The sequence below is a fragment of the Actinosynnema mirum DSM 43827 genome (genome assembly GCF_000023245.1).
Taxonomy (GTDB): Bacteria; Actinomycetota; Actinomycetes; order Mycobacteriales; family Pseudonocardiaceae; genus Actinosynnema; species Actinosynnema mirum.
The window spans coordinates 4,385,535-4,409,243 of sequence record NC_013093.1; the positions used below are offsets into that span (position 1 = coordinate 4,385,535).

Consider the following 23,709-nt stretch of genomic DNA (forward strand, 5'->3'; position numbering starts at 1 on the left):
CAGATGGCGCCGCTCATCCCGGAGCAGCGACGGCAGGAGATCCTGCGCAGGCTCAGGCAGGCGCAGGTGCTCAGCTACCACCAGCTCACCGAGCTCATCGGCGTCAGCCACATGACCATCCGCAGGGACATCGCCGCGCTGGAGAAGCTGGGCAGCGTCGAGGTCACCCCCGGCGGCGCGAAGATCGCCACCAGGCTGCTGCGCGAACCGGACCGGGCCGAGAAGACCGGCTCCGACCGGGCGGCGAAGACCGCGATGGCCCGCGCCGCCGCCGCCATGGTCACCGACTCGATGACGGTGTACCTGGACGCCGGGACCACGGTGCAGGCCATGCGGCCGTTCCTGGACGGCGCGCGGGACCTGACCGTGGTCAGCAACGACCTGGCGACCGTGGCCGACTTCTGCGACCACCCCGGCGTCGACCTGATCTGCCTGGGCGGGCGGGTGGAGGTGTCGAACCAGTCCACGGTCGGGCGGCTCGCGACGCTGGCGCTGCGGGAGCTGTCGCTGGACGTGGCGTTCCTGTCGTCGAGCTCGTGGGACGTGGAGCACGGGGTGAGCACGCCGGTGGAGGCGAAGGTCGACGTGAAGCGGGCGGCGCTGGCCGCGGCGACGACGTCGGTGCTGGTGGCGGGGAGCGCGAAGTACGGGCGGTTCGCGCGGTACCGGGCGCTGCGGCTGGACGAGATCGACACGATCGTGACGGACGACGAGCTGCCCGACGAGGCGGCGGCGCGGGTCGGGGCGACCGGGGTGACGCTGGTGCGGGCGGGGGTCGGCGCGGAGGCCGGTGGTCCGACTGGTGACGCCGCCGAGGCTGCCGACGCGACGGAGGCCGGTGGCGCGGCGGGCTAGCCGCGCCGCTGCTCCGGGATCACCCGTGGCCGCCGGGAGCCCGCCACCACGCCGTTGCGCACGTGCCGGGCCGCCTCGCGCTCGGTCCAGCCGTCGACTCCGACGTGCGTCGACGCGGCGTCCAGGAGCAGCTCCTCGGCCTGCCGCTCCCCCAGCCAGCCCGCGCCGACCAGTTCGCCGAGCCTGCACGCGGCGGTGAACACGACGTGCGCGCGGGTTCCCGGCAGCGCCCCGCGCACCCGCTCCACCTCCCCCGCCACCACCGCGTCCCGGTAGGCCCGGACCCGCCGCGACGAGGGGTTCACCGCAGGCGCGACGGGCGACCGGGGCGCGGGCGCGAGGGCGGCGACCAGCCACTCGGGCGCGGGGGCCACCGGCTCGTCGCACAGCACCCGGTACCGGACGCCCCGCACCGCGGACCCGGCCGCGACCACGTACCCGCCGACGCCGCGGGTGTCGACGCGCGGACCGAGCCTCCCCGCGGAGTTGCCGAGCCGGACGGGCGGGGCCCGGAAGTACCGGTGCTCGCCGCCGCTGGGCGTGCCGACCCGGTAGGTGACCGGGCTGGACCCGAGCCCCTCGAACACCTCGCGACCGCCGGGGACGTCCAAGTCGACCACGAGCAGCCCGGCCCCCCGGCAGGCGATGCCGACGTTGAACGGCGCACGGGCCCACCAGGCGCGCACCCGGTCGGGGTCGGCGGTGGCCCGCCGGTCCCAGTCCCGCAGGACGGGCGCCTTCCCGCCGGGCCGCAGCGGGATCACCGGCCACCCCCGCTCCACCGCGGCCAGCGCCACCCGCACACCGGACACGCGCGCCCCCCACCCTCGGCGAACCACTCGCCCGACGCGGGGGAAGCGCGCCAAGTCCTCACCCCCAGTGTGCCCCCGGCGAACACCCCGGAACAGGTCCACCGGGCCGCACACCGGCGCCCGGCCGGACCAGCGCGGAACGCGCGGTTCCCGGCTGCGCGGTCCCCGCCTGCGCGGTCCCCGCCTGCGCGACCCGCTCCGGGCAGCATTGGCGGTCAAGGCCCCCCCCCCGCAGGACTGGTTTCGACCAGCACTGAAGTCATGGAATAAATTGGAATCACAGCGCCTGGTCAGCCCGGGGCCACCCGCCGGAAAAGGGTCAGGTCCGCCGCACCAGCGCGGCGGCCTCGCTCAGATCCACCGACTCCCGCACCGTCAGGTTCGGGTCAGCCCCCCGCAGCGCCAGCGCCTGCTCCACCAGCCGCACCGGGTTCCCCCCGGCCGCCGCCAGGAACACCGGCAGCACCGCGCGCGCCAGCGCCGCGTCCCCCGCCTGCCCGCCCACCGCGACCTGCCCCAGCGCCACCGCGGTCGCCGCCACGTCCAGGTCGGGCAGCCCCTCCCCCGCGCGCGTCCAGTCGACCACCACCGGCCCCTTGGGCGTGAGCACCACGGTCTCCGGCCGCAGGTCCAGGTGCAGCACCCGCTGCGCCTTGTCCCCCTGCCGCCCCGGCACCCGGTGCAGCCGCGCGTGCAGGTCCGCCAGCAACCGCCCCGCCAGCCCCGGCTCCGCGTCGCCCGCCCGCAGCGCCGCCTGCAGCGTCCGCCCGGACAGCCGCTCCATCACCAGGTTCGGCCCCTTGGCCTGGTACACCTCGGGCACCGGGAACGCGTGCCGCGCCACGTGCCCCATCAGCTCCGCCTCGGCGGCGGCGTCACCGCCCCGCCGGTACCGGCGCAGCACCCGGTTGGCGTCGAGCGCGTACACGTCCGCGTCGCGCCCGGAAGCGAGCAGCTTCACCGGGCCGCGCCCCTGGTGGGGTCGAGCGCGCGAAGCGCCCCGCCCTGGGGTAACCCGCCACCCCGGTCCGACATCGGCACCCCCGTCCCCCCGCGCCGCGCACCGCGTCGCGCGGCCCCGAGCCTAGTGCCTCGGACCGCCCGGCAGTGGGGGTCTGCGGACCGCCCCCACCCCGGCGCAGGGCCCGGAGAAGCCGAAGGGCCCCGGCACCGGTTCCCGGTGCCGGGGCCCCGCTGGGCCAAGCGGACCTTCAGGGGTTGACGGCCAGGAACAGGAACGCCGCGAGCAGCACCAGGTGCACGCCGCCCTGCAGCCTCGTCGCCCGTCCGGGCACCACGGTCAACATGCTCACCACGACGGTCATGGCCAGCAGCACCATCTGGGTCGCCTCCAGCCCGAGCATGAGCGGACCGTCCAGCCAGATGGTGGCCAGCGCGATCACCGGCACGGTGAGGCCGATGCTGGCCATCGCCGAGCCGTACCCGAGGTTGAGGCTGATCTGCACCCGCCCGCGACCGGCGGCGCGCACGGCGGCCAGGGTCTCCGGCAGGAGCACCAGCAGCGCGATCACCACGCCGACGAAGGACTGCGGCAGCCCGAGCGAGGCCACCCCGGCCTCGATGGCGGGCGACTCGACCTTCGCCAGGCCGACGACCGCGACCAGCGCGACCAGCAGCAGCCCGAGCGAGGTCCAGGCCTCCCGGTTGGACGGGGGCGGGGCGTGCTCGTCGTTGGAGTCGACGGGCGCCTCGTCCTCCATGTCCACGGGGAGGAAGAAGTCGCGGTGCTTCACGGTCTGGGCGAACACGAACATGCCGTACAGGGCGAGCGAGGCCAGCGCGGCGAACACCAGCTGCGGCGTGGTGAACTCCGGCCCGGCCGCGCCGGTGGTGAACGTCGGCACCACCATGCTCAGCACGGCCAGCGTGGTCACCGTGGCCAGCGCGGCGCCGCTGCCCTCGGCGTTGAACGGCACGACCTGGTACTTCAGCGCGCCGCGCAGCAGCGACAGGCCGATGATGCCGTTCGTGGTGATCATGACCGCCGCGAAGACGGTGTCCCTGGCCAGCGTGGCGGCCTCGGGTCCACCGGAGATCATCAGGGTCACGATCAGCGCGACCTCGATGATGGTCACCGCGACGGCGAGCACCAGTGACCCGAACGGCTCGCCGACCCGGTGCGCCACCACCTCGGCGTGGTGGACCGCCGCGAGCACGGAGCCCGCGAGCATGAGTGCCACCACGGTGACGAGGATCGGGCCGGTTTCTCGGCCCCAGGTGAACAGCAGCGCCAAGAGGGAGAGAACCGGCACCACGTTGGTCCAGGACAGCATGGGTGGGATGCGCGAGCGCGTCGCTGAGGTCATCGTTCTCCCGTGTCGGAGGAACATCGGATGATTCATTTTCCCAGTTCGCACCCTTGATGCCCAATCGCCCCTTTTCACCGGTGCGGGTGAACGCGCCCGTTCGGCCGGTCGGCTGAGGTCCGCGCGGACCCGGTCGGCCCGGCGCGGCCCGGTCCCCGCGACGCCCCCGGTACGCTCTGGCGGTGTTCGATCTCCGCGCAGACCGTGCGAGCTCCCCGGTCCTGGTGGCCCACCTGGGGGTCGACCGGACGCTCCTGTCACTGGCGCCCGAAGGCCGCACCCTGCTCGGCCTCTCCGCAGGTGAGGACCTCGGGGCACTCCCGGAGAGCCTGCGGGAGGCCGTCGACGGCGCGGCCGAGGAGGGGGCGTGGACCGGTGTCGGCGAGCTGGCGGGCGTCCCGGTCCGGGTGGTCTGCGTCGCCCTCGGCGAGGGGTACGCGCTGGTGGCGACCCCTCTCGCGGCGGGTGTCGACGCCAGTGGCGACACACCTACCGCCGACGTGAGAATTCACACAACGCCTGACACAAATTTCGACCCCTTCGAGGCGCGGGGAGAGGTCCCCGGCGAGCACCTGCGCGGGCTCGTGGACGCCCTCTCGGTGGTCGTCTGGGCCGCCGACGCGACCACCGGGCGCTACACCTTCGTGTCACGGCACGCCGAGCGGCTGCTCGGCTACCCGGTGGAGCGCTGGTTGGGCGAGCCCGCCTTCTGGGAGTCCGTCGTGCACCCCGAGGACCGGGCCGCGATCGCCGACCGCGACGTGGAGGGGCTCTCGGACTACGAGCTGGACTACCGCGCCGTCGCCGCCGACGGGCGCGTGGTGTGGCTGCACGACCTGGTCAGGGTGGCCCGCGACGAGCGCGGCGAGCCGACCGCGCTGCACGGCGTGCTCGTGGACACCTCCCCCGGCCGGGCCGCCGAGGCGCGCCGCCGGTTCCTGGCCGGGCTGGAGGAGCGGCTGCAGCGCCTGGAGGACGCGGGCGAGGTGATGACCGCCGCGACCAGGCTGCTCGGCGAGCACCTGGGCGCCGACCGGTGCGCGTACGCCGAGTCCGAGTCCGACCAGGACCACTTCACGATGAGCGGCGACCACGCCACCGGGCTGCCGCCGCTGACCGGCCGGTTCGCCATGTCCTCGTTCGGGCGGGACGCGCTGCTGGCGATGCGGGCGGGCGAGCCGTGGGTGGTGCGCGACAGCGAGGACGACCCGAGGCTGACCGCCGAGGACCGCGCCGTCTACCGGCGCACCGGCATCCGCGCGGTGATCTGCCTGCCGCTGCTGCGCGGCGGCCGGTTCGCCGCCGCGCTGGCCGTGCACCAGGCCGTGCCGAGGCGGTGGACGGCCGCCGAGGTGGAGCTGGTGTCGGTGGCGGCCAACCGGTGCTGGGAGTCGGTGCAGCGCACGCACGCCGACCGGGCGCTGAGGGAGAGCGAGCTGCGGTTCCGGCAGCTGGTGGAGCGGGCCACCGACGGGATCTGGGTGGTGGACCGGGACCTGCGGTTCGTGGAGGTCAACCCGGCGGCGTGCGCGCTGCTCGGGCACGCCCGCGAGGACCTGCTGGGCAAGCCGGTGGCGGCGCTGCTCGGGTCCGAGCGCGGGGAGCGGCTGGCCGCGCTGCTGGGCGACGAGGGCGAGCCGGACGTGGTGACCGAGGTGTGGCAGGTGCGGCGCGCCGACGGCGGCGCGGTCGCGCTGGAGCTGAGCATCCAGGCCACGCCGACCGGGTTGCAGGCCATCGGGCGGGACATCACCGAGCGGCAGCGGGCCGAGGCGGAGCGGGAGGCGCTGCGGCACCGGGAGCACGAGATCGCGGAGGCGCTGCAGCGGAGCCTGCTGCCGCGCGAGCTGCCCGCGCTGCCCCGCCTGGCCGCCGCGGCCCGCTACCTGCCCGCCTCGGCGCACACCCAGATCGGCGGCGACTGGTACGAGGTGCTGCCGGTCGGGGAGACGACCGTGGCGCTGTCGGTCGGCGACGTGGTCGGGAAGGGCCCGCAGGCCGCCGCCGTGATGGGGCAGCTGCGCAGCGCGCTGGCCGGGTACCTGCTGGACGGGCACTCGCCCGCGGCGGCGCTGGAGCGGCTGGACGCGTTCGCGCTGCGCACGCGCGGGGCCCCCGGCAGCACCTGCGCCTGCCTGACGCTGGACTGGAGCACCGGGGAGCTGAGCTGGGCGAGCGCCGGGCACCCGCCGCCGCTGCTGGTGGAGCCCGAGCGGTCGCGGTTCCTGCCCATCGGGACCGGGACGGTGCTGGGGGTGCCCGGCCGCGCGGCCTACCGGGACTCGCAGGTGGTGCTGCCCGCCGGGGGCACCGTGGTGCTGTACACGGACGGGCTGGTGGAGCGGCGCGGGGCGCTGATCGACGCCGGGCTGGACGCGCTGCTGCGGCTGGTGCGGGGCGAGCACGAGCTGGGGCCGGACGAGCTGGCCGACCGGATCACGTCCGCGCTGCTCGACGGCGGGCAGGACGACGACGTGGCGCTGGTGGTGGTGCGGAAGATCCCGGAACCGCTGCGGCGGCGGGTCGCGGCCGAGGCCCCCGAGCTGTCGGGGATGCGGCGGCGGGTCGCGGAGTGGGCGGGGCGGGCCGGGCTGTCCGACGACCTGCTGTGCGACCTGCAGCTGGCGCTGGGCGAGGCGGCGGCGAACGCGGTCGACCACGCCTACCCGGACGGGCCCGGCGAGTTCGAGTACGCGGTCGAGCGGGTCGGGGACGGCGGGGTCAGGGTCCGGGTGCGCGACTGGGGGCGGTGGCGGCCCGAGCCCGAGGACAAGGGGCACCGGGGGCGCGGGGTGCAGCTGATCCGGTCCGTGGGGCGCGACGCGGTGTTCGCCAGGGGGCCGGAGGGGACCGCGGTCGAGTTCGTGGTCCCCGAGGGCGACGGTCCCGGCGTTCCCGCGCCCCGGCGGCGGGTGCGCGGGCCGGTCGTGGGGGTCCGCTGCACGGCCGGTGAGGAGTTCCGGGACGCGGTGCAGGTGCTGCACCTGGGCGGTGACCTGGACCTGGACGGGGTCAGGGCGCTGCGGGAGTTCCTGCTCGGCCGGGTGGACGTGGCCGACCGGCGGCCCGTCGAGCTGGACCTGAGCGGGCTGGGGTACCTGAGCAGCTCCGGGGTGGCGCTGCTGCTGGAGGCCGCCGAGGTCGCCGCCGGGCGCGGTCGCGGGGTGGGCGTCGTGGTCACCGAGGGGAGCGCGCCCGCCCGCATCATGGCGGTGTCCGGGTTGCACGGGGGCGCGGCCGGGGACCGGCTCTCGCTCCGGGTGGTGCCGCCTCGGTAGGCGGTGGCCGCCGGTGGTGGCATGACGGCGCGTGACGGATGGGGCGGAGCCCAGACCTGCGAAGCCACCGCTGCGCGGAGCGGGCACCTGCCGGTCGGGTGAAGCTGCGCCACGACCACCCACCCCGGTGACGTGGCGGTGCGACGCTGTGCGTAGACGGGCAGCGACCTGCTGGAGGGGTGGCCTGTGGTGACGTCCGAGGTGCCGTCGTCCGGGGACTTCGCGGAGGACGCCCCATCACCTGACCGGAGCCCCGACGGAAGCGCGCAGGTGCGCAACACCATGTCCGGTGCCGCAGGCGTGGTGCTGCAGGCCGGTGTGGTGCACGGCGAGGTGCACCTGCACGCAGCGCTCCCGCCACCAGCGCCCCTCGTCCCGCAGCAACTGCCAGCCGCACCCGGACCGTTCGCCGGGAGGGTGGCGGAGCTGTCCAGGCTGGACCGAGCCCTGACCGCCACCGCACCGCACGGGTCGCCCCCGACAGCGGGCGCGGCGGTGCTGGTCTCAGCGATCGGCGGGGCAGGCGGCATCGGCAAGACCTGGCTGGCGCTGGCCTGGGCCCACCACCGGCTGGAGCGGTTCCCCGACGGGCAGCTGTTCGTGGACCTGCACGGTTTCAGCCCGGTGGACGCCCCGGTGGAGCCCGCGATGGCAGTGCGCGGTTTCCTCGACGCCCTCGGCGTCGCCCCCGGCCGCGTCCCCGCCGACCTCGGTGCCCAGACCGCGCTCTACCGCAGCCTGCTCGCCGGACGGCGGATGCTGATCGTGCTGGACAACGCCGCCACCGCCGAGCAGGTCGTGCCCCTTCTGCCCGGCTCGCCGACCTGCACGGTGCTGGTCACCGGCCGCCACCGGCTGGCCTCGCTGATCGACAGGCACGGCGCCCGCCACCTGTCCCTCGACGGCCTGTCCCACGATGAGGCCCGGACCCTGCTGACCGCCCGACTGGGCGCCGCCCGCATCGCCTCCGCCTCCGCCGCCGTGGACGAGCTGATCAGGCTGTGCGGGGGACACCCGCTCGCGTTGTCGATCACCGCCCGCAACGTGGACACCAGCCCTGGCGCGCCGCTGGCCGAGGTGGCCGCCGAGCTGCGCGAACTCGGACTGGAGGCGTTCGACCACGACACCGACCCCGCAGCCAGCCTCCCCACAGTCCTGTCCTGGTCCCTGCGCAGACTCACCGACGAGCAGCGCGTCGTGTTCAGCCTGCTCGGCATCGCCCCCGGCCCGGACACGACCCCACCCGCCACCGCCGCCCTCACCCGCCTGTCCTCCGCTCACGCGCGCCGGGCGCTGGCCGCGCTGGAAGGCGCCTCCCTGGTCGAACGTCGGCCGGGCGGGAGGTACGCGATGCACGACCTGGTCCGCCGCTACGCCGCGGACACCGCTGAGGAACTGCCGGAAGGCGTGCGGGAAGTGGCCTTGACGCGAGTGGTGGACTTCCACCTGCACACCGCCTACGCCGCCGAGCGCCTCCTGGCCCCTCATCGTGAGCTCTTACCGCCCGGCCCACCCGCGCCTGGCGTCCGTCCCTCTCCGCTGCCCGACGCGGCAGCCGCACTCGCCTGGCTGGACGTCGAGTACACCACCCTGCTGGCCGCCCAGCGCACCGCCACCGCCCGCGGTCGCCATGACGCGGCCTGGCACCTCGCCTGGAACCTGCACACCTTCCAGCTCCGACGGGGCCACCGGCACGACATGCTCGCGGTGTGGCGGGCGGCTCTGAACGCGGCACCCCACCTGCCCGACCCCACCGCTCGCAGCCGCAGCCTCCGGTTCCTCGGCCGCGCTTGCTCCCGGTTGGGACTGCACGAACAGGCCATCGCACACCTGGACCGGGCGCTGGACCTGGCCGCGGAGCGCGATGACCCCACCGAGCAGGCACTCACCCACCGGCAGCTCGCCACTGCCTGGGACCTGAACGGGGATGGTCGGCGTGCCCTGGAACACGCCCGGCGCACCCTCCACCTCTACCGCAGCCTCGACAAGCCGGTGTGGGAAGCCGACGCGCTCAACGCGGTGGGCTGGTACGCCGCACGCGTGAACGAGTTCGACACCGCTTACACCCACTGCCGGGCAGCGCTCCCGCTGTTCCAACGGCACCACGAGCGCGACGGCGAGGCGAACACCCTCGACAGCCTCGGCTACATCGCCCAGCGCAGGGGCGAGCACCAGCAAGCCCTCGACCACTACCACCGAGCCCTCGCGCTGTACCGCGACCTCGGCCATGCCCCCGAGGTCGCGAACACCCTCGACCACATGGGTCACCCCCACGCCGCGCTCGGACAGCACGCCCAGGCCCGCGCACGGTGGGAGGAGGCCCTGGAGCTGTACCTGGAACAGGGCCGCGAAGAGGACGCCTCCCGCGTGCGGCGGGAACTTGACGACGCCCGCCACGTCGCGGACGACCGGTGACGGCGACGACGCCCGAACGGGCCGTCAGCCCTGCCGGGCCTGGGCCCGGACGGCCTCCACGGCCTCGTCCAGGGTGGGCTTGATCAGGAGGCTGTCGGCCATCCCGGTCACCTGGAGCGGGCGCAGGACCGCCCGCTGGTCCGCCACCACGGCCAGGGCGAGGCCCCGGCGCTGGGCGCGGGCGTACGACTCGGCCAGCAGCGAGATGCCGCTGGAGCCGAAGAAGACGACCTCGCGCAGGTCAAGGACCAGGGCGCCCGTCGCCTGGTCGAGCTGGTCGAGCACCTCGGCCCTGATCGGGTCGGTGCTGGCGGCGTCGACCTCGCCGGTGATCCTGGTGATCAGCACGCCGTCCGACTCGCGGGTCACCGCGCCGGTCTGTCCGTCCATGAGTTGTGCCTCCACGCGCTGCTGGTCCGTGCTAACGGGCTGGCTGCTCAACCCACGACTCTCCGGCCTCCGGCAGAGTCTACTCACCGTGTCCGAATTACTCGGCCTCTCCCCCGTTCAGGTGGCCGAGCCTGCGGAAGGCCAGCAGGGCGATGTCGTCCTTCTTCTGCTGGCCCAGTTCGGCCAGGAGGCGGTCGCACAGCGCGTCCATGTCGTCGTCGTGCGACACGGACTCGCGCAGCAGGTCGAGGCCGACGTCCATGTCCTCGCCGGCGTGCTCGACCAGGCCGTCGGTGGTGAGCAGGACCAAGGCGCCCTCGGGCAGCACCAGCGGCGTCGCGGGCGGCCTCGGCAGGCCGACGCCCAGCAGGGGGCCGCGGATCTCGTCCAGGTAGCGGGCGCCCGACTCGTCGGCCAGCAGCGGCGGGACGTGGCCCGCGTTCGCCACCAGGGTCGAGCCGTCCGCCGGGTCCACCAGGAACAGGCAGAGCGTGGTGATGCCCCGGAAGGGGTGGTAGCGCTGGAGCATCGCGTCCAGCTTGGCCAGGATCGCCGCCGGGTCGCGCTCCTCCACGGCGTAGGCGCGCAGGGCGTGCCGGACCTCGCCCATGATGGTGGCCGCGTCCAGCGAGTGGCCGCAGACGTCGCCGATGGCGATCAGCAGCCGGTCGTCGTCGAGCTCGGTGACCTCGTAGAAGTCGCCGCCGATCTCGGCGTGCGCGGACGCGGGCACGTACCTGGCCGTCATGGGCAGGGTGGGCCTGGTCGGCAGGACCCTGGGCAGCAGGCTGCGCTGCAGGGTCAGGGCCAGGTTGTGCTCCTCGGCGAACGCCCGCAGGCCGTCGGCGGCCAGCGCGGTGGCCTGGGCCAGCTGGCGCAGGAGGTTGCGGTCCTCGTCGGTGGCCGCGCTCGCCGGGTCCACGGCCAGCAGGATCGGGGTGCGGCGCTGGTTGCGCCGGGCCGCCACGACGACGGCCGGGGCTCCGGGGCGCCACGCCGGGTCCTCGACCAGGCGGACCTCGCCGTCGCCGAGCTGCCGCTCCAGGACGTCGTCGGGCGCGGTGTCCAGGACCACCTCGCCGTTCTCGGCGCGGCAGGAGCGGACCGCGCCCTGCGGGGTGGGCACCAGGGCGGTGGCCGGGGTGTCCAGGACGGTCGCGGTTCCTGCCGCCGCCGCCTCCGCCAGGCCGTCGAAGGTCTGCGCGGCGTTGACCGCGAGCGTGGCCCTGGTGAGCTTGGCCAGGCGGTCGGCCAGGCGCTCCGCCAGCGCGCGGGCCCGGTAGTAGCGCAGGGCCGCCTCGACGGTGGCCAGCAGCTCGCCGGGGTCGACCGGTTCGGTCAGGTAGGCGTCCGCGCCCCGGTTGAGGCCGGTGATGCGGTCCTCGGCCTCGCGGTGCGCGGCGGAGACGTGCACGACCGGCACGGCGGCGGTGCGCGGGTCGCCCTTGATGCGCTCGGCGATGTCGAAGCCGCTCATGTCGGGCAGGTTGACGTCCAGCACGACCAGGTCGAACTCGACCTCGTCGAGCAGGACGAGCGCCTCGCCGCCGGTGACGGCCTCGGTGATCTGGTGGCCGCCCCGGCGCAGCCAGCTGGCGGTGATGTACCGGCTGGCCTCCAGGTCGTCCACGACGAGGATGTGCGCCGGTGTGGGCTGGGGCAGGTTCATCGTGGGGTCCCCGGTGGGAGGGTGCGGGCTCCGGGCGGCAGCGAGCGCGCGCCGAGGGGCGGGAGGGTGGCGCGCGCGGACGACTCGGACACGACCAGGGCGCGCACGGCCGCGCGCGCGTCGCGCACCGCCCGCCGCACGGTCTCGCCGGTCAGGCCCGCCAGGGGCAGCACGACCGCGCCCAGGCGCGACACCGTGCGCTCGACGGCGCTGTCCGCGTCCGGGCAGGTCACCACGACCGGGACGCCGCGCAGCACCGCGTCCTGCCGCAGCACCGACAGCACCTCGCTGCCGCTGACCAGCGGCGTGTCGCAGGACAGCAGCACCAGTCCGGGCACCTCGGCGCGGGCGGAGGCGAGGGCGTCGCGGCCGTCGGCCGACACCGCGACCCGGTCGGCGATGCCGTCCAGCGCGGCGGTCAGCAGCGCCCGGTTGTCGCCGTCGGCGTCCACGACCAGCGCGGTGCCCACGGGCTGCGCGTCCTCGGTGCCCAGCGGCAGGCGCAGCTCCACCTTCGTGCCCACGCCGGGCGCGCTGGTCAGCACCAGGTCGCCGCCCAGGATGCGGGCGAGCTTGCGGGCGTACGGCAGGCCGAGGCCCGTGCCGCTCGCGCCGACCTGGAGCTTGTTCGCGACCTGGTAGAACTCCTCGAACACCCGCTGCTGCTCCTCGGCCGGGATGCCGATGCCGGTGTCGGCCACGGTGAACCGCAGCCCCGGCTCAGGGCCCGTCCCGTCCGGGCGCACGGTCAGCCGCACCTCGCCGCGCTCGGTGAACTTCAGCCCGTTGGACAGCAGGTTCCGCAGGATGCGCACCAGCATCGTCTCGTCGGTGACCAGCACCGGCAGGTCGGCGGGCGCGTCGACGACCAGCGCCACGTCCGGGGTGCGCGCGGTGGTCTGCAGTGCGCCGCGCAGCTGCGCGACCACCAGCGGCAGGTCCACCGGGGTCGGCCGGGGCCGCAGGCTGCCCGACTCGGCCTTGGCCGTGTCCATCAGCTCGTTGACCAGCGCCAGCAGGGTCTCCCCCGCCTGGTTGACCAGGGTGACCTGGCGGCGCTGCTCCTCGGTGAGCGGGTCGGAGCCGGGCGCGGCCAGCAGCCGGGTCAGCCCGACCACGGAGTTCACCGGGGAGCGCAGCTCGTGGCTGATCGTGGACCAGAAGCGGGTGCGGGCCTCGGCGGCCTCGCGCAGCTGGGTGGACTTCTCCTCCAGCTCCGCGTACAGGGCCACCACGCCCTGGTTGGTCTGCTCCAGCTCGTCGGACAGCTCCTTGTACAGGGCCATGACGCCCCGGTTGGTGTCCTCCAGCTCCGAGTTGAGCTGCTCCAGCTCCTGGCTCTGGGCCGCCAACTGCTCCAGGGTCTCCAGGAGCTCCTGGTTCTGGGTCCGCAGCTCGTCCAACGCGTCGCCGCCGGCTGCGGCGGCAAGTTCGCGACGCAGACGACCCACCTCCTCGGCAGTGGGTGGGAGCCTGCCCTGGGACAGCTCCTTGACCAGCGTCACCCGAGTGCCGTTCTCGTCGGCCGCGACCACGTCCATGAACCGCCGCACCGTGTCCCAGCCGGGACCGGTGGCCGGGCCGCCGGTCCAGCCGAACTCGATGACCAGCGCGGGCCTCGGGTCGGCGCGCAGCCCGAACAGCACGGTGGCCGGTTCGGAGCGGCGGACCAGCTCGCGGCCGAGGTCGCTGAGGGCGGAGGCGACCCGGATCTGGTCCTGGCCGTCCATGCCGATGCCCGCGGCGACCTCGCGGCCGCGCTGGCGCAGCAGGAACACGTCCGGATCGGCCGACACGGCCAGGCGCAGCAGCCCCTCGACGCCGTCGGGAGCCCGTTCGGGGCTCACGTCTTGGCCACGAGGACGCCCGCGTCGTCGCGGCGCACGCCCGCGTCGCGCAGCAGCGCGGCGGCGGCGAGCAGCGGCGGACCGGACAGCAGGTCCGGATCGGGCCCCCACCGCTCGGTGAGGCCGTCGGAGTGCAGCACGACCACGGCCCCCTCCGGCAGCGGGTAGTCGAACGTTCGGATGACGCGCGCCTGGTACCCCGCGACACCGGGTGCCGAAACCATTCCCTGCTTGCGGTCGGCGGTGAGCACGGACGCGGCGATGTTGCCGAGGCCGCAGAACCGGGCCGTGCGGGCGGCCAGGTCGAGCTCGGCGACCGCGACGGCGCCGCCCCTGGTGCCGCGCAGGGCGGCGTGCAGGTGGGTGACGAGGTCCTGCGGGGAGGTGCTCGGGTGGTTGCGGAAGACCCGCACGGCCTCGCGGGAGGCGGACGCGGCCAGCGGGCCGTGGCCGGAGCCGTCGCACATCATCAGGACGAGCCGGTCGGCGTCGCGGCGCACGGCCCACGCGTCGCCGCACTCCTCCTCGCCCCCGATGGCCCTGGTGACGCCGGACGCGGTGTCGTCGGGGATGTCGGACAGCGGGCCGCGCCGCGGGTGGAAGCGGGCGACCAGCGCGGTGCCGCGCGGGCTGGAGGACAGCGCGCAGGTGTCGGCGGCGCGCGCCACCGCGCCCATGCCCAGGCCCAGGGTGCCGGTGCTGGACTCGCCGTCGAGCAGCGCGAGGTCGACGTCGGGGATGCCGGGGCCGGAGTCCAGCGAGAGCACCTCGACGGCGGCCTGGTCGACGGCGCGCAGCGAGCGCACCAGGACCTGGCCCTCGCGGGCGTGCTTGAGCAGGTTCGTGCCGATCTCGGTGACGGCGAGGCCGATCTCGGCGACCCTGGCTCCGGGGAAGCCGAGCTGCTCGGCCAGGGCGGTGGCGGCCCTGCGGGCCCGGCCCACCTGGGCGGTCTCCTCGACGCGCACCCAGGCGACGTCCTCGGTGACCGGGAGGAACTGGTTCACCTGAGCCACGTCACCGCTTCCACTTGACGACGGTCACGCTGGTGCCCCGGCCGACCTCGGTGTCGAGGTCGAACTGGTCGACGAGCCTGCGCGCGCCGGACAGTCCGAGGCCCATGCCCTTGCCGCTGCTCCAGCCGTCGGCCAGGGCGAGCGTGAGGTCGGGGATGCCGGGCCCCTCGTCGGTGAAGGCGGCGCGCACGCCCTGGCGGCGGCCGTCGGTGACGACCTCCACGCTGGCGCGCCCGCCGCCGCCGTAGACCAGGGTGTTGCGGGCGAGCTCGCTCGCGGCGGTGACCAGCTTGGTCTGGTCGACCAGGGAGAGCTTGACCTTCTGGGCGTAGTTGCGCACGAGCTGGCGCACCCGCACCACGTCGTCGTCACCCGAGATGGGCTGGAGGTCGGGGGACCCCACGGGCGTGGTCACCGCTCGCCTCGGCGCTGCCTGCCGAGCACTCCGAGGATCTTCATGCCGCGCTCCAGGTCGAGGGCCGTGCGCACCCCGCCGAGGGTGAGCCCGAGCTCCACCAGGGTGATGGCGACGGCCGGGCGCATCCCGACGACGACGGTGTCGGCGTCGAACAGCTTGGAGATCGAGGCGATGGTGGCGAACATGCGGCCGATGAACGAGTCGACGATCTCCACCGCGGAGATGTCGATGACCACGCCGTGCGCGCCGGTCGCGCTGATCTTCTCGGCGAGGTCCTCCTGGAGCGCGAGGACGCTCTGGTCCTGCAGGTCGATCTGGATCGACACCAGCAGGACGTCGCCGATCTTGAGGATCGGGACGCGCTCGACCATCACCGGCTGCTCCGATCGCGGGTGACCTCGACGCCCTCGCGGCGCAGCGCGTGCCGCAGCGCGTCGGACAGGGATGCCTTGGTGGTGATGTCGCCGAACTCGATGCCCAGCGCCACGATCGTCTGGGCGATCTGCGGGCGGATGCCGGAGATGGTGCACTCCGCGCCCATCAGGCGGGCGGCGACGACGGTCTTGAGCAGGTGCTGGGCGACCTGGGTGTCCACGGCCAGCACGCCGGTGATGTCGATGATGGCGTGCTCGGAGCCGGTCTCGACCAGCGCCTCCAGGAGCTTCTCCATCACGACCTGGGTGCGCGCGGAGTCCAGGGTGCCGACCAGCGGCACGGCCAGGATGCCCTCCCAGATCTTCACCACGGGGGTGGTGAGCTCCAGGAGCTGCTCGGACTGCTCCTGGATGATCTCCTCGCGGGCGCGGGCGTAGGTCTCGAAGGTGATCAGGCCCAGCGCGTCCAGCAGCTGCGAGAAGCCCATCAGCTGGCGGAACAGGTCCGTGTCGGTCTCGGGCAGCTCGTCGGCCAGCTCGAAGACCACGCGCTTGAGGGCGAAGACGCTCGACGCGGTCTCCGACGGGGTGTACCCCTGCCGGGCGCGGGTGCGCGACATGTCCTCCAGCAGCGCCTTGACCTCGGCGCTGCGGTCGGGGGCCAGGTAGTGCGCCTGGTCCTCGGTGACGTGCAGCAGGGCGGTGAACAGCTCCCCGAAGTCCCGCTCCAGCTCCGCCTTGGTCACCCGACCCCGGATCTGCTCGAGCACCGAGTCGACCCACCTGGTGGTGATCGTTGCCGCGTTGTCCCTCAACAACCCGGTCAGGCGGTGTCTGTTCTCATGCCCTGCGTCCGCAACCACTCTGCTGCCTCCTCCGGCGACTCCTGGAAGCAGAGAGTAGTGGGCGAACGGGGCGGGGTGGTGACGGCGGGCCGCGTGGCGGGGGTGAAGACCGCAGTGGTGCGCTGGATCGTGACGTGCCGGGCACAGGGCGTGCCCACTCCCGCGCCCGTTCGGCCCAACGGGCGCCCGACTCGTGGCCGGACCGGCGCGCGCCCCGCGCCCGGTCCGGCGGGACGGGCGCCGGTCCGGCGGCTCAGCCCCTGCCGCCCGCGCGGTCTCCTGCCCGGTCGTCTGCCCGGTCGCTGCCGAAGCGCATCCGGAACTCCGGGATGACCGCGCCGAGCAGCGGGCGGTGCGGCAGGAGCCAGCCGAGGGGGCCCTTGGCGGCGAACCGCCACTCCAGCCGGGTGGGCATGGCCCGGCCGCTCGCCCGGAACGGGGTGCGGGTGGTGCGCCCGCCCAGGCTCTGCCACAGCGGCAGGGCGGCCTTGACCGGGAGCGTGGCGCCCTTGGGCACCAGGCGGGCCGCGCCGATGCCCTCGGCGTCGCCGGAGAGGCGGGTGACGTCCAGGTCGGCCAGCTCCTTGGGGATTCCCCACATGGCGCGGGCGCCCGCCCTGGACGGCTCGCTGTCCACCCAGATGTGGGTGATGGTCAGGCCGAGCCGCCAGCCCCTGCGGACCAGGACGGCGGCGAGCAACTCGTTGTAGGGCAGCAGGCTGCCGGGCAGGTAGGCGACGAACCCGGTGACGACCAGCGACCGGCCGAGCACGCGCACCGGGCGCACGCCGTCGGGCAGCGGCGGGGTGGACCTGACCGCCCAGAGCGAGGCGCAGCCGTGCCCGTGCAGGTCCCAGGGTTCCGGTGGGTAGTCCATCGGGTGATCCTCTCGCAGGGCGGTCGGGGGCGTGGGTCAGGATCAACGACTCGGCGAGGACGACGGCGGTCCGGGCGGGCACCTCGATGGGCTGCCGGTCGCGGAGGGGTGGTGCCCAGGGGCCGGGGTGCGCCACGAGCCGGTGGTCTTGTGACGACCCCGCGGGGTCGTCACACCGGGGTGATCGGCAGCAGCGCGGCGGGCGCGGTGGGCGGCACCACCGGGTGGCGGGGCGCGATCGGTCGCACCGCCCGGTACACCTCCCCCAGCGGCGGGCGCGGGTCGGGCTCGCCCTTGTTCGGCCACAGCGACATCGCCCGCTCGGCCATGGCCGTGATGGTCAGCGACGGGTTCACGCCCAGGTTCGCCGGGATGGTCGAGCCGTCGACCACGTGCAGGCCCTCGTGCCCGAACACCCGGTGGTAGGCGTCGACCACGCCGCTCTCGGCGGACGCGCCGATGCCGCAGCCGCCGATGAAGTGGCCGGTCAGGGGCACGTCGAAGAAGTCCGTCCAGGCCCCGCCGGGGATGCCGCCGATCTTCTCGGCCACCCGCCGGGTGAGCTCGTGCCCGACCGGGTTCCACACCTCGTTGCGCTCCCCCTCCCCCGGCCCCGAGGTCAGCCCCCGGCCGAACGGGCCGCGCCTGCCCCTGGTGGTGAGGGAGGTGTCGGTGTTCTGCATGAACAGCAGCGCGACGGACCGCTCCGACCAGCGCCTGGGGTTCAGCAGGCGGGGCAGGTCGCGGCGCTGCTCGACGAGCCGGTCCAGGCCGCTGCGCCAGCGCGCCCTGCCGGGCTCGGGGTCGGCGAGCACGGTCATGAGCAGGCCCATGACGTTGCTGCCGCGCCCGTAGCGGACCGGTTCCACGTGGGTCCGCGGGTCCGGGTGCACCGAGGAGGTGATCGCGACGCCGCGCGAGTAGTCGACGTCGTCGGTGCGGGCCTTGACCGCGAGCACGGCCTCGGCGTTGGTGCGGGAGAGCACGCCCAGGCGCGCGGAGATACCCGGCAGCACGCCCCGGTCGCGCAGCGAGTGCAGCAGCCGCTGGGTGCCCATGGCGGCGGCGGAGAACACGACCTGGCCCGCGGTGAGCACCTCGGTGCGCCACGGCCTGCCGGTGCGGTGGGCGCGCACCTCGTAGCCGCCCGCGACCGGGCGCACGTCGGTGACCGTGGTCAGCGGGTGCACGGTCGCGCCCGCGCGCTCGGCCAGGTGCAGGTAGTTCTTGGTCACCGTGTTCTTGGCGTTGTGCCTGCACCCGGTCATGCACTCGCCGCAGTGCGTGCACCCGGCGCGCTCGGGCCCGACGCCGCCGAAGAACGGGTCGGCCACCCGCTGGCCGGGGCGCTCGGCGAAGAACACGCCGACGCGGGAGCGGTGGTAGGTGGAGCCGACGCCGAGGTCGTCGGCGACCGCGCGCAGCACCCGGTCCGCCGGGGTGGTCAGCGGGTTCTCCACGACCCCGAGCATCCGCTCCGCCTGGTCGTACCAGCGGCCCAGCTCGGCCTTCCAGTCGGCGGTGCCGCTCCACGCGGGCGCGGTGAAGAAGTGCTCGCCGGGCCGGTAGAGGGTGTTGGCGTAGACCAGCGAGCCGCCGCCGACGCCCGCGCCGCTGAGCACGAGCACGTCGCGCAGCAGGTCGATCCGCTGGATGCCGTAGCAGCCGACGGCCGGGGCGAACAGGTAGTCGCGCAGCCGCCAGGAGGTGCGGGCGAACTCGTGGTCGGCGAACCGGCGGCCCGCCTCCAGGACGCCGACGCGGTACCCCTTCTCGGTCAGGCGCAGCGCGCTGACCGCGCCGCCGAACCCGGAGCCGATCACCAGGACGTCGTAGTCGGGCACGGTGCTCCTCAGCGTGGTCGGGGGTCGGGGGCGCGCGGTCGGGGATCAGCGGTCGGGGGTCAGGGGCGGGTGAAGCGGAAGTGCCTCGGGTCGGGGCGCGCCGTCCTGCGCCGGTACTCCCAGACCTGGCCGGGCCAGTTGCTCACGATCCGCCCGCTCTCGACCCGGTACCAGCTGCGGCAGCGCGCCCAGGCGGTGCGGCCGAGCCGGTCCTGCACCTCGCGGTCGAACGCGTCCGCGACCTCGGGGCGGACCTCGGCGCTGCTCAGGCCGTGCGCGCGCATCCGCTCCAGCAGGGTGGTGACGTACCCGACCTGCGGCTCGACCATCTGCAGGACCGAGTTGCCGCCGAGGTTGGTGTTGGGGCCGTAGAGCACGAACAGGTTCGGGAAGCCGGGGACGGTCAGGCCGAGGTGGGCGCGGGCCCCGTCGCGCCAGCGGTCGGCCAGGAGCGCGCCGCCGCGCCCCCGGACCGCCACGGGCACGAGGAACTCGGTGGCGGCGAACCCGGTGCCGTGCACGACCACGTCGACCGGGTGCTCGACACCATCGGCCGAGCGCAGCCCGCGCGGGGTGAAACCGGCGGCGGGCGAGGTCACGAGGTCGACGTTGTCGCTGGTCAGCGCCGGGTACCAGGTGTTGGAGAACAGCACGCGCTGGCAGCCGACCGGGTGGTCGGGGACGAGCGCGGCGCGCAGCGCGGGGTCGGCGACCTGGCGGCGCAGGTGCAGGTGGAACGCGGCCTCGACGGCCTTGCCGAACGCGGGCACGGCGGTGATGGCGGCGGTGAGGAACTCCCCCGCGACCCACGTCGTGGCCCGGCCGACGGCCTGGGCGGGCGGGAACGCGCGGTAGAGGGCGGTGTGCCACCGGGTGTAGGCGCGGTCCGGCTTGGGGATGACGTGCGGCGGGGTGCGCTGGAAGACGGTCACCCGCGCGGCGACCCGGCGGATCTCCGGCACGAACTGGATCGCGCTCGCCCCGGTGCCGACGACGGCCACGCGCAGCCCGGTGAGGTCGAGGTCGTGGTCCCAGCGGGAGCTGTGGAAGACGCGGCCGGGGTAGTCGGCGGCGCCGGGCAGGTCGGGGACGGCGGGCCGGGACAGCTGGCCGACGGCGGTGACCAGGAACCGCGCGACGTGCTCGCGCCCGTCGGCCAGGGTGACCCGCCAGCGGGCGGCGGGCTCGTCGTAGTCGGCGGAGACGACCTCGGCGCCGAACCGCACGCGCGGCAGCACGCCGGTCTCGGCGGCGACGCGTCGCAGGTAGGCGTGGATGTCGGCCTGCCCGGAGTAGCGGCGCGGCCAGCCCGGCTCGGGGGCGAAGGAGAACGAGTAGAGCGAGGACGGCACGTCGCACGCGGCCCCCGGATAGGTGTTGTCCCGCCACACCCCGCCCACGTCCCGCGCCTTCTCCAGCACCAGCGCGCTGAACCCGGCGCGCAACGCCGAGGCGGCCATGCCGATCCCGGCGAAGCCCGCACCCACCACGATCACGTCGACGTCGTCGTCCACGTGCCGAGGCTAAGCCGGGTGCACCCCATCGGCTCAAGACAATCGGGGCCGCGGAATCCACAATTCCGGCCATGCCCCCTCTCGCCGACCCGGCCGTGCGGCACTGGGACTTCCCGCGCGGCGTCGCGGGCGTGGCGCTGCTGGTCCGGTTCGGGGTCGAGCGCGGGCTCGCCGAGACCGACCTGCTGGCGGGCAGCGGGCTGGTGGCGGCGGACCTGGTCGACCCGGACGGGGAGGTCAGCGCGCACCAGGAGCTGCGGGTGGTGCGGGCGCTCGCGGAGGCGCTGCCCGACGCGGGCGTCGAGCTGGGCGGGAGGTACCACGCGACCACGTTCGGGGTGCTCGGGTTCGCGTTCCTGAGCAGCCGGAGCGTGCGGGACGCGGTGGACGTGGCGCTGCGGTTCCTGGACCTGAGCTTCGCGTTCTGCATCCCGAGCGCGTCGGTGTCGGACGGGGTGGTGCGGGTGCTGCTGGACACCGCCGGGCTGCCGGACCCGGTGGGGCGGTTCCTGGCCGAGCGGGACCTGGCGGCGGTGCACTCGGTGATCGGCGAGCTGCTGCCGGGCGGGTTGCCGCTGCGCTCGGTGGTGTTCGGGTTCCCGGAGCCGGGCGAGGTGGCCGTCCACGAGCGGGTGTTCGGGCTGCGGCCGGTGTTCGGGGCGCCGGTGACGGCGGCGGTGTACGACGCGGGCCTGCTGGACCGGCCGCTGCCGCAGGCCGACCCGCACACCGTGGCGGCGTGCGAGGCGCAGTGCCGCAGGCTGGTGGCGCGGCGGCGCGAGCGGGGCGGGATCGCGCACGAGGTGCGGGAGCGGCTGGCCGGGCCGGGCGCGCTGGACTGCGGCATGGACCGGGTGGCGCGGGAGCTGTCGGTGAGCACCCGGACGCTGCGGCGCAGGCTCGCCGGGGCGGGGACGAGCTACCGGGAGCTGCTGGACGAGGTGCGGGAGGCGCTGGCCGAGCGGTTGCTGCGGGGCGGGGCGCTGTCGGTGGAGGAGGCGGCGCGGCGGCTCGGGTACGCGGAGGCGTCGAGCTTCATCCACGCGTTCAAGCGCTGGAAGGGCGTGACGCCCGCGACGTGGCGCGGGGGCGATCAGCCGAGCAGCACGAGCCCCGCCGAGTAGATCCCGCCGCCGCCGAGCACGCCCAGCACCGCGCCGCCGCACACCTGGCCGGTGGTGTGGTCGCCCAGCTCGACCCGCGACCAGGCCACCAGCGCGGACGCCGCCCACAGCAGCGCCCACCACGGGCCGCTCTGGATGGCCAGGATCGCGATCGCGCCGAACGCGACGCCCGAGTGCACCGAGATCTTCCAGCCGCGCCCGCCGGGGGCGAGGGTGATCGCGGTGGTGACGACCAGCGTGCTGACCATGGCCGCCGCGAGCGCGACCATCTCGTGCGGCGCGCCCGCGAGCGCGAGCACCGCGATGCCCACGCCCACGGACCCGACGCAGGTCAGCAGCGGCACCAGGCGGTCCTCGCGGCGGGTGACGTGGTGGTTGTCCCAGCGGCCCCTGCGCGCGCCGTGCACGATCACCGCCATCGGGATCACCGCGCCGAACACGGCGACGACCGCGCCCCACACGAGCGCGCCGAACGCGGTGCCGGTGGCGCTCCAGCCGATCGCGGCGGGCAGCCACACCACCCACACCCAGGGCGCCAGCACCTCGGTGACGAGCTTGGCGAACCGCCGCAGCGGGGTCGGGGAGGCGAGCTGCACGGGGGTCCTTCCGGTGGGCGCGCGGACCACCCCCGAGGGTGAAGATCACCGGGGGGCGCCGGGGAATTTCACCACCCTGAACCGTCCTTGTCGGCACCGCCCCGCCTCGCTACGGTCGGCGGACCAGTCGTGCCTCCCGGAACACGCCTGTCCGCCGCCGCCGAACCCTCCATCACCGTGGATCGAGGAGAACCGTGGCAAGAGCGACGAAGCGCGCGCTGGTGCTGCTCGCGGCACTGGCGCTGGTCCTGCCGGGAGCAGGCCAGGCGATGGCCTACCCGTACCCCGGCGTGGTCACCGGCGACATCGGCGTGCACGACCCGACGTTCGTGAAGAAGCCCGACGGGACCTACCTGGTCGCGCACACCGGGGACAACATCGCGCTGAAGACCTCCACCGACCGCACCGCGTTCCGCAACGCGGGCGCGGTCTTCCCGAACGGCGCGTCCTGGACCACCGCGTACACCGGTGGCAGCCGGAACCTGTGGGCGCCGGACCTGTCGTACCAGAACGGCCGGTACTTCCTGTACTACTCGGCGTCGACGTTCGGCTCGAACAAGTCGGCGATCTTCCTGGCCACCAGCACGACCGGCGCGTCCGGGTCGTGGACCAACCAGGGGCTGGTGATCGAGTCCAGCGGCTCGAACGACTACAACGCCATCGACCCGAACCTGGTGGTGGACGACCAGGGCAGGTGGTGGCTGAGCTTCGGCTCGTTCTGGTCGGGCATCAAGCTCGTGCAGCTCAACCCGTCGACCGGCAAGCGCTCGGACAGCACGATCCGGTCCATCGCGGGCAGGAACGGCGGCGCGATCGAGGCGCCGACGATCTTCAAGCACGGGTCGTACTACTACCTGTTCGTGTCGTTCGACCGCTGCTGCGCGGGCGCGGCGAGCACGTACCGGGTGATGGTGGGCCGGTCGACGAGCGTGACCGGGCCGTACGTGGCGCGCAACGGGACGGCGCTGACGTCCGGGGGCGGCACGGAGATCCTGGCCGGGCAGGGCAGCGTCCACGGGCCCGGTCACCAGGACGTGTTCAGCGACTCCGACAGCGACATCATCACGTACCACTACTACACCGACAGCGGGGCCTCGCAGCTCGGGATCAACTGGCTGGCGTGGGACTCCGCGGGGTGGCCCTACCTGCACTGATCCGCTCCTCGGCGGTTGCCCGGCGGGTTGCTCTGCGGGTCGCCCGGCGCGCCCCGGCCGGTTGGTCGGGGCGCGCCCTCGCGGGAAAACCGGGGCGACACGGGCGGGTGAGCGCTTTATGGTCTGCTGTGGACGGAGTCGCGAGGCCCCGACCATCGTGGAGTAGCTCAGGTGGTAGAGCTCCCGGCTCCAAACCGGGAAGTCGCGGGTTCGACTCCCGCCTCCATGTCGAGACCGGACCGCCGTGGTCCGGGAGCGCGGGACCACCATGGGGTGGATCAGGTGGCAGATCGCCCGGCTGTGGACCGGGAAGGCGCCGGTTCGAGTCCGGCCCCCATGTCCACCCACCCCGCG

At 74.7% G+C, this 23,709-nt stretch carries 19 protein-coding genes and 2 tRNA genes; 7 read left to right on the top strand and 14 right to left on the bottom strand.

Translation table 11 applies throughout. The features are described from left to right. Positions 1-3 precede the first annotated feature (3 nt). Positions 4-855, top strand: a complete 852-nt coding sequence (locus tag AMIR_RS18605; RefSeq protein ID WP_015802502.1) for a DeoR/GlpR family DNA-binding transcription regulator — start codon at positions 4-6, stop codon at positions 853-855. Here the strand turns inward: AMIR_RS18605 and AMIR_RS18610 are convergent. The 3 genes from AMIR_RS18610 to AMIR_RS18620 form a co-directional block, all read right to left on the bottom strand. Then, positions 852-1,667, bottom strand: a complete 816-nt coding sequence (locus AMIR_RS18610; protein ID WP_015802503.1) for a bifunctional DNA primase/polymerase — start codon at positions 1,665-1,667, stop codon at positions 852-854. The two genes, AMIR_RS18605 and AMIR_RS18610, sit on opposite strands and share 4 nt — an antisense overlap. 319 nt (positions 1,668-1,986) lie before the next feature. Further along, a complete protein-coding gene (locus AMIR_RS18615; protein ID WP_015802504.1) occupies positions 1,987-2,628 on the bottom strand; it encodes a phosphotransferase in 642 nt (213 codons plus the stop codon). Between the two features lie 250 nt (positions 2,629-2,878). After that, positions 2,879-3,994: a calcium:cation antiporter gene (locus AMIR_RS18620; protein ID WP_015802505.1), complete on the bottom strand. Its 1,116-nt coding sequence runs from the start codon at positions 3,992-3,994 to the stop codon at positions 2,879-2,881. Between the two features lie 182 nt (positions 3,995-4,176). On the opposite strand from AMIR_RS18620, the gene AMIR_RS18625 reads away from it, so the two are divergent. Further along, positions 4,177-7,272 carry a SpoIIE family protein phosphatase gene (locus AMIR_RS18625; protein ID WP_240438562.1) on the top strand — a complete coding sequence of 1,032 codons (3,096 nt, stop codon included), beginning with the start codon at positions 4,177-4,179 and terminating at the stop codon, positions 7,270-7,272. A gap of 282 nt (positions 7,273-7,554) precedes the next feature. Next, positions 7,555-9,687, top strand: coding sequence for an ATP-binding protein (locus AMIR_RS18630; protein ID WP_143760786.1), 2,133 nt, complete (start codon positions 7,555-7,557; stop codon positions 9,685-9,687). Positions 9,688-9,711: 24 nt separating this feature from the next. On the opposite strand, the gene AMIR_RS18635 is transcribed toward AMIR_RS18630, so the two are convergent. The 10 genes from AMIR_RS18635 to AMIR_RS18680 all read right to left on the bottom strand — a co-directional run bounded on the left by AMIR_RS18635 (position 9,712) and on the right by AMIR_RS18680 (position 20,481). After that, positions 9,712-10,077: an anti-sigma factor antagonist gene (locus tag AMIR_RS18635; protein WP_015802508.1), complete on the bottom strand. Its 366-nt coding sequence runs from the start codon at positions 10,075-10,077 to the stop codon at positions 9,712-9,714. Between the two features lie 97 nt (positions 10,078-10,174). Then, positions 10,175-11,746 carry a SpoIIE family protein phosphatase gene (locus AMIR_RS18640; RefSeq protein ID WP_015802509.1) on the bottom strand — a complete coding sequence of 524 codons (1,572 nt, stop codon included), beginning with the start codon at positions 11,744-11,746 and terminating at the stop codon, positions 10,175-10,177. Next, on the bottom strand, positions 11,743-13,593 hold the full coding sequence (locus AMIR_RS18645; RefSeq protein WP_015802510.1) for an ATP-binding response regulator: 1,851 nt from the start codon (positions 13,591-13,593) through the stop codon (positions 11,743-11,745). The genes AMIR_RS18640 and AMIR_RS18645 overlap by 4 nt, the downstream gene beginning before the upstream one ends. After that, positions 13,590-14,600, bottom strand: coding sequence for an ATP-binding SpoIIE family protein phosphatase (locus AMIR_RS18650; protein ID WP_240438564.1), 1,011 nt, complete (start codon positions 14,598-14,600; stop codon positions 13,590-13,592). The genes AMIR_RS18645 and AMIR_RS18650 overlap by 4 nt, the downstream gene beginning before the upstream one ends. A 10-nt stretch (positions 14,601-14,610) precedes the next feature. Further along, positions 14,611-15,024, bottom strand: a complete 414-nt coding sequence (locus AMIR_RS18655) for an anti-sigma regulatory factor (protein ID WP_015802512.1) — start codon at positions 15,022-15,024, stop codon at positions 14,611-14,613. After that, positions 15,021-15,398 carry an STAS domain-containing protein gene (locus AMIR_RS18660; RefSeq protein WP_015802513.1) on the bottom strand — a complete coding sequence of 126 codons (378 nt, stop codon included), beginning with the start codon at positions 15,396-15,398 and terminating at the stop codon, positions 15,021-15,023. Before AMIR_RS18660 ends, AMIR_RS18655 begins: the two co-directional genes overlap by 4 nt. After that, positions 15,398-16,264, bottom strand: coding sequence for an STAS domain-containing protein (locus AMIR_RS18665; RefSeq protein WP_015802514.1), 867 nt, complete (start codon positions 16,262-16,264; stop codon positions 15,398-15,400). Before AMIR_RS18665 ends, AMIR_RS18660 begins: the two co-directional genes overlap by 1 nt. Positions 16,265-16,499: 235 nt before the next feature. Continuing rightward, on the bottom strand, positions 16,500-17,123 hold the full coding sequence (locus tag AMIR_RS18670; protein WP_015802515.1) for an acetoacetate decarboxylase family protein: 624 nt from the start codon (positions 17,121-17,123) through the stop codon (positions 16,500-16,502). Positions 17,124-17,293: 170 nt separating this feature from the next. Then, entirely contained in the window at positions 17,294-18,967 is a 1,674-nt protein-coding gene (locus tag AMIR_RS18675; RefSeq protein ID WP_015802516.1) for a GMC oxidoreductase, read from the bottom strand. Between the two features lie 59 nt (positions 18,968-19,026). Then, a complete protein-coding gene (locus AMIR_RS18680) occupies positions 19,027-20,481 on the bottom strand; it encodes a flavin-containing monooxygenase (RefSeq protein ID WP_015802517.1) in 1,455 nt (484 codons plus the stop codon). 71 nt (positions 20,482-20,552) lie between these two features. On the opposite strand from AMIR_RS18680, the gene AMIR_RS18685 reads away from it, so the two are divergent. Beyond that, on the top strand, positions 20,553-21,605 hold the full coding sequence (locus AMIR_RS18685) for an AraC family transcriptional regulator (protein WP_015802518.1): 1,053 nt from the start codon (positions 20,553-20,555) through the stop codon (positions 21,603-21,605). Here the strand turns inward: AMIR_RS18685 and AMIR_RS38235 are convergent. Beyond that, complete coding sequence (locus tag AMIR_RS38235) at positions 21,575-22,201, bottom strand: hypothetical protein (RefSeq protein ID WP_015802519.1); 627 nt, start codon at positions 22,199-22,201, stop codon at positions 21,575-21,577. The two genes, AMIR_RS18685 and AMIR_RS38235, sit on opposite strands and share 31 nt — an antisense overlap. A 194-nt stretch (positions 22,202-22,395) precedes the next feature. Here AMIR_RS38235 and AMIR_RS18695 point away from each other — a divergent pair, with 194 nt between their 5' ends. From AMIR_RS18695 to AMIR_RS18705, 3 genes are all read left to right on the top strand, one after another. Next, entirely contained in the window at positions 22,396-23,355 is a 960-nt protein-coding gene (locus AMIR_RS18695; RefSeq protein ID WP_015802520.1) for an arabinan endo-1,5-alpha-L-arabinosidase, read from the top strand. Positions 23,356-23,511: 156 nt separating this feature from the next. After that, positions 23,512-23,584, top strand: a tRNA-Trp gene (locus tag AMIR_RS18700). A gap of 38 nt (positions 23,585-23,622) precedes the next feature. Then, positions 23,623-23,698 (top strand) — tRNA-His (locus AMIR_RS18705). Positions 23,699-23,709 lie beyond the last annotated feature (11 nt).

Bases quoted from the DNA above. Each gene is read 5' to 3' on its own strand.
- AMIR_RS18605 (WP_015802502.1), top strand. From the start codon at position 4: ATGGCGCCGCTCATCCCGGAGCAGCGACGGCAGGAGATCCTGCGCAGG.
- AMIR_RS18620 (WP_015802505.1), bottom strand. From the start codon at position 3,994: ATGACCTCAGCGACGCGCTCGCGCATCCCACCCATGCTGTCCTGGACC.
- AMIR_RS18630 (WP_143760786.1), top strand. From the start codon at position 7,555: ATGTCCGGTGCCGCAGGCGTGGTGCTGCAGGCCGGTGTGGTGCACGGC.
- AMIR_RS18635 (WP_015802508.1), bottom strand. From the start codon at position 10,077: ATGGACGGACAGACCGGCGCGGTGACCCGCGAGTCGGACGGCGTGCTG.
- AMIR_RS18640 (WP_015802509.1), bottom strand. From the start codon at position 11,746: ATGAACCTGCCCCAGCCCACACCGGCGCACATCCTCGTCGTGGACGAC.
- AMIR_RS18660 (WP_015802513.1), bottom strand. From the start codon at position 15,398: ATGGTCGAGCGCGTCCCGATCCTCAAGATCGGCGACGTCCTGCTGGTG.
- AMIR_RS18670 (WP_015802515.1), bottom strand. From the start codon at position 17,123: ATGGACTACCCACCGGAACCCTGGGACCTGCACGGGCACGGCTGCGCC.
- AMIR_RS18685 (WP_015802518.1), top strand. From the start codon at position 20,553: ATGCCCCCTCTCGCCGACCCGGCCGTGCGGCACTGGGACTTCCCGCGC.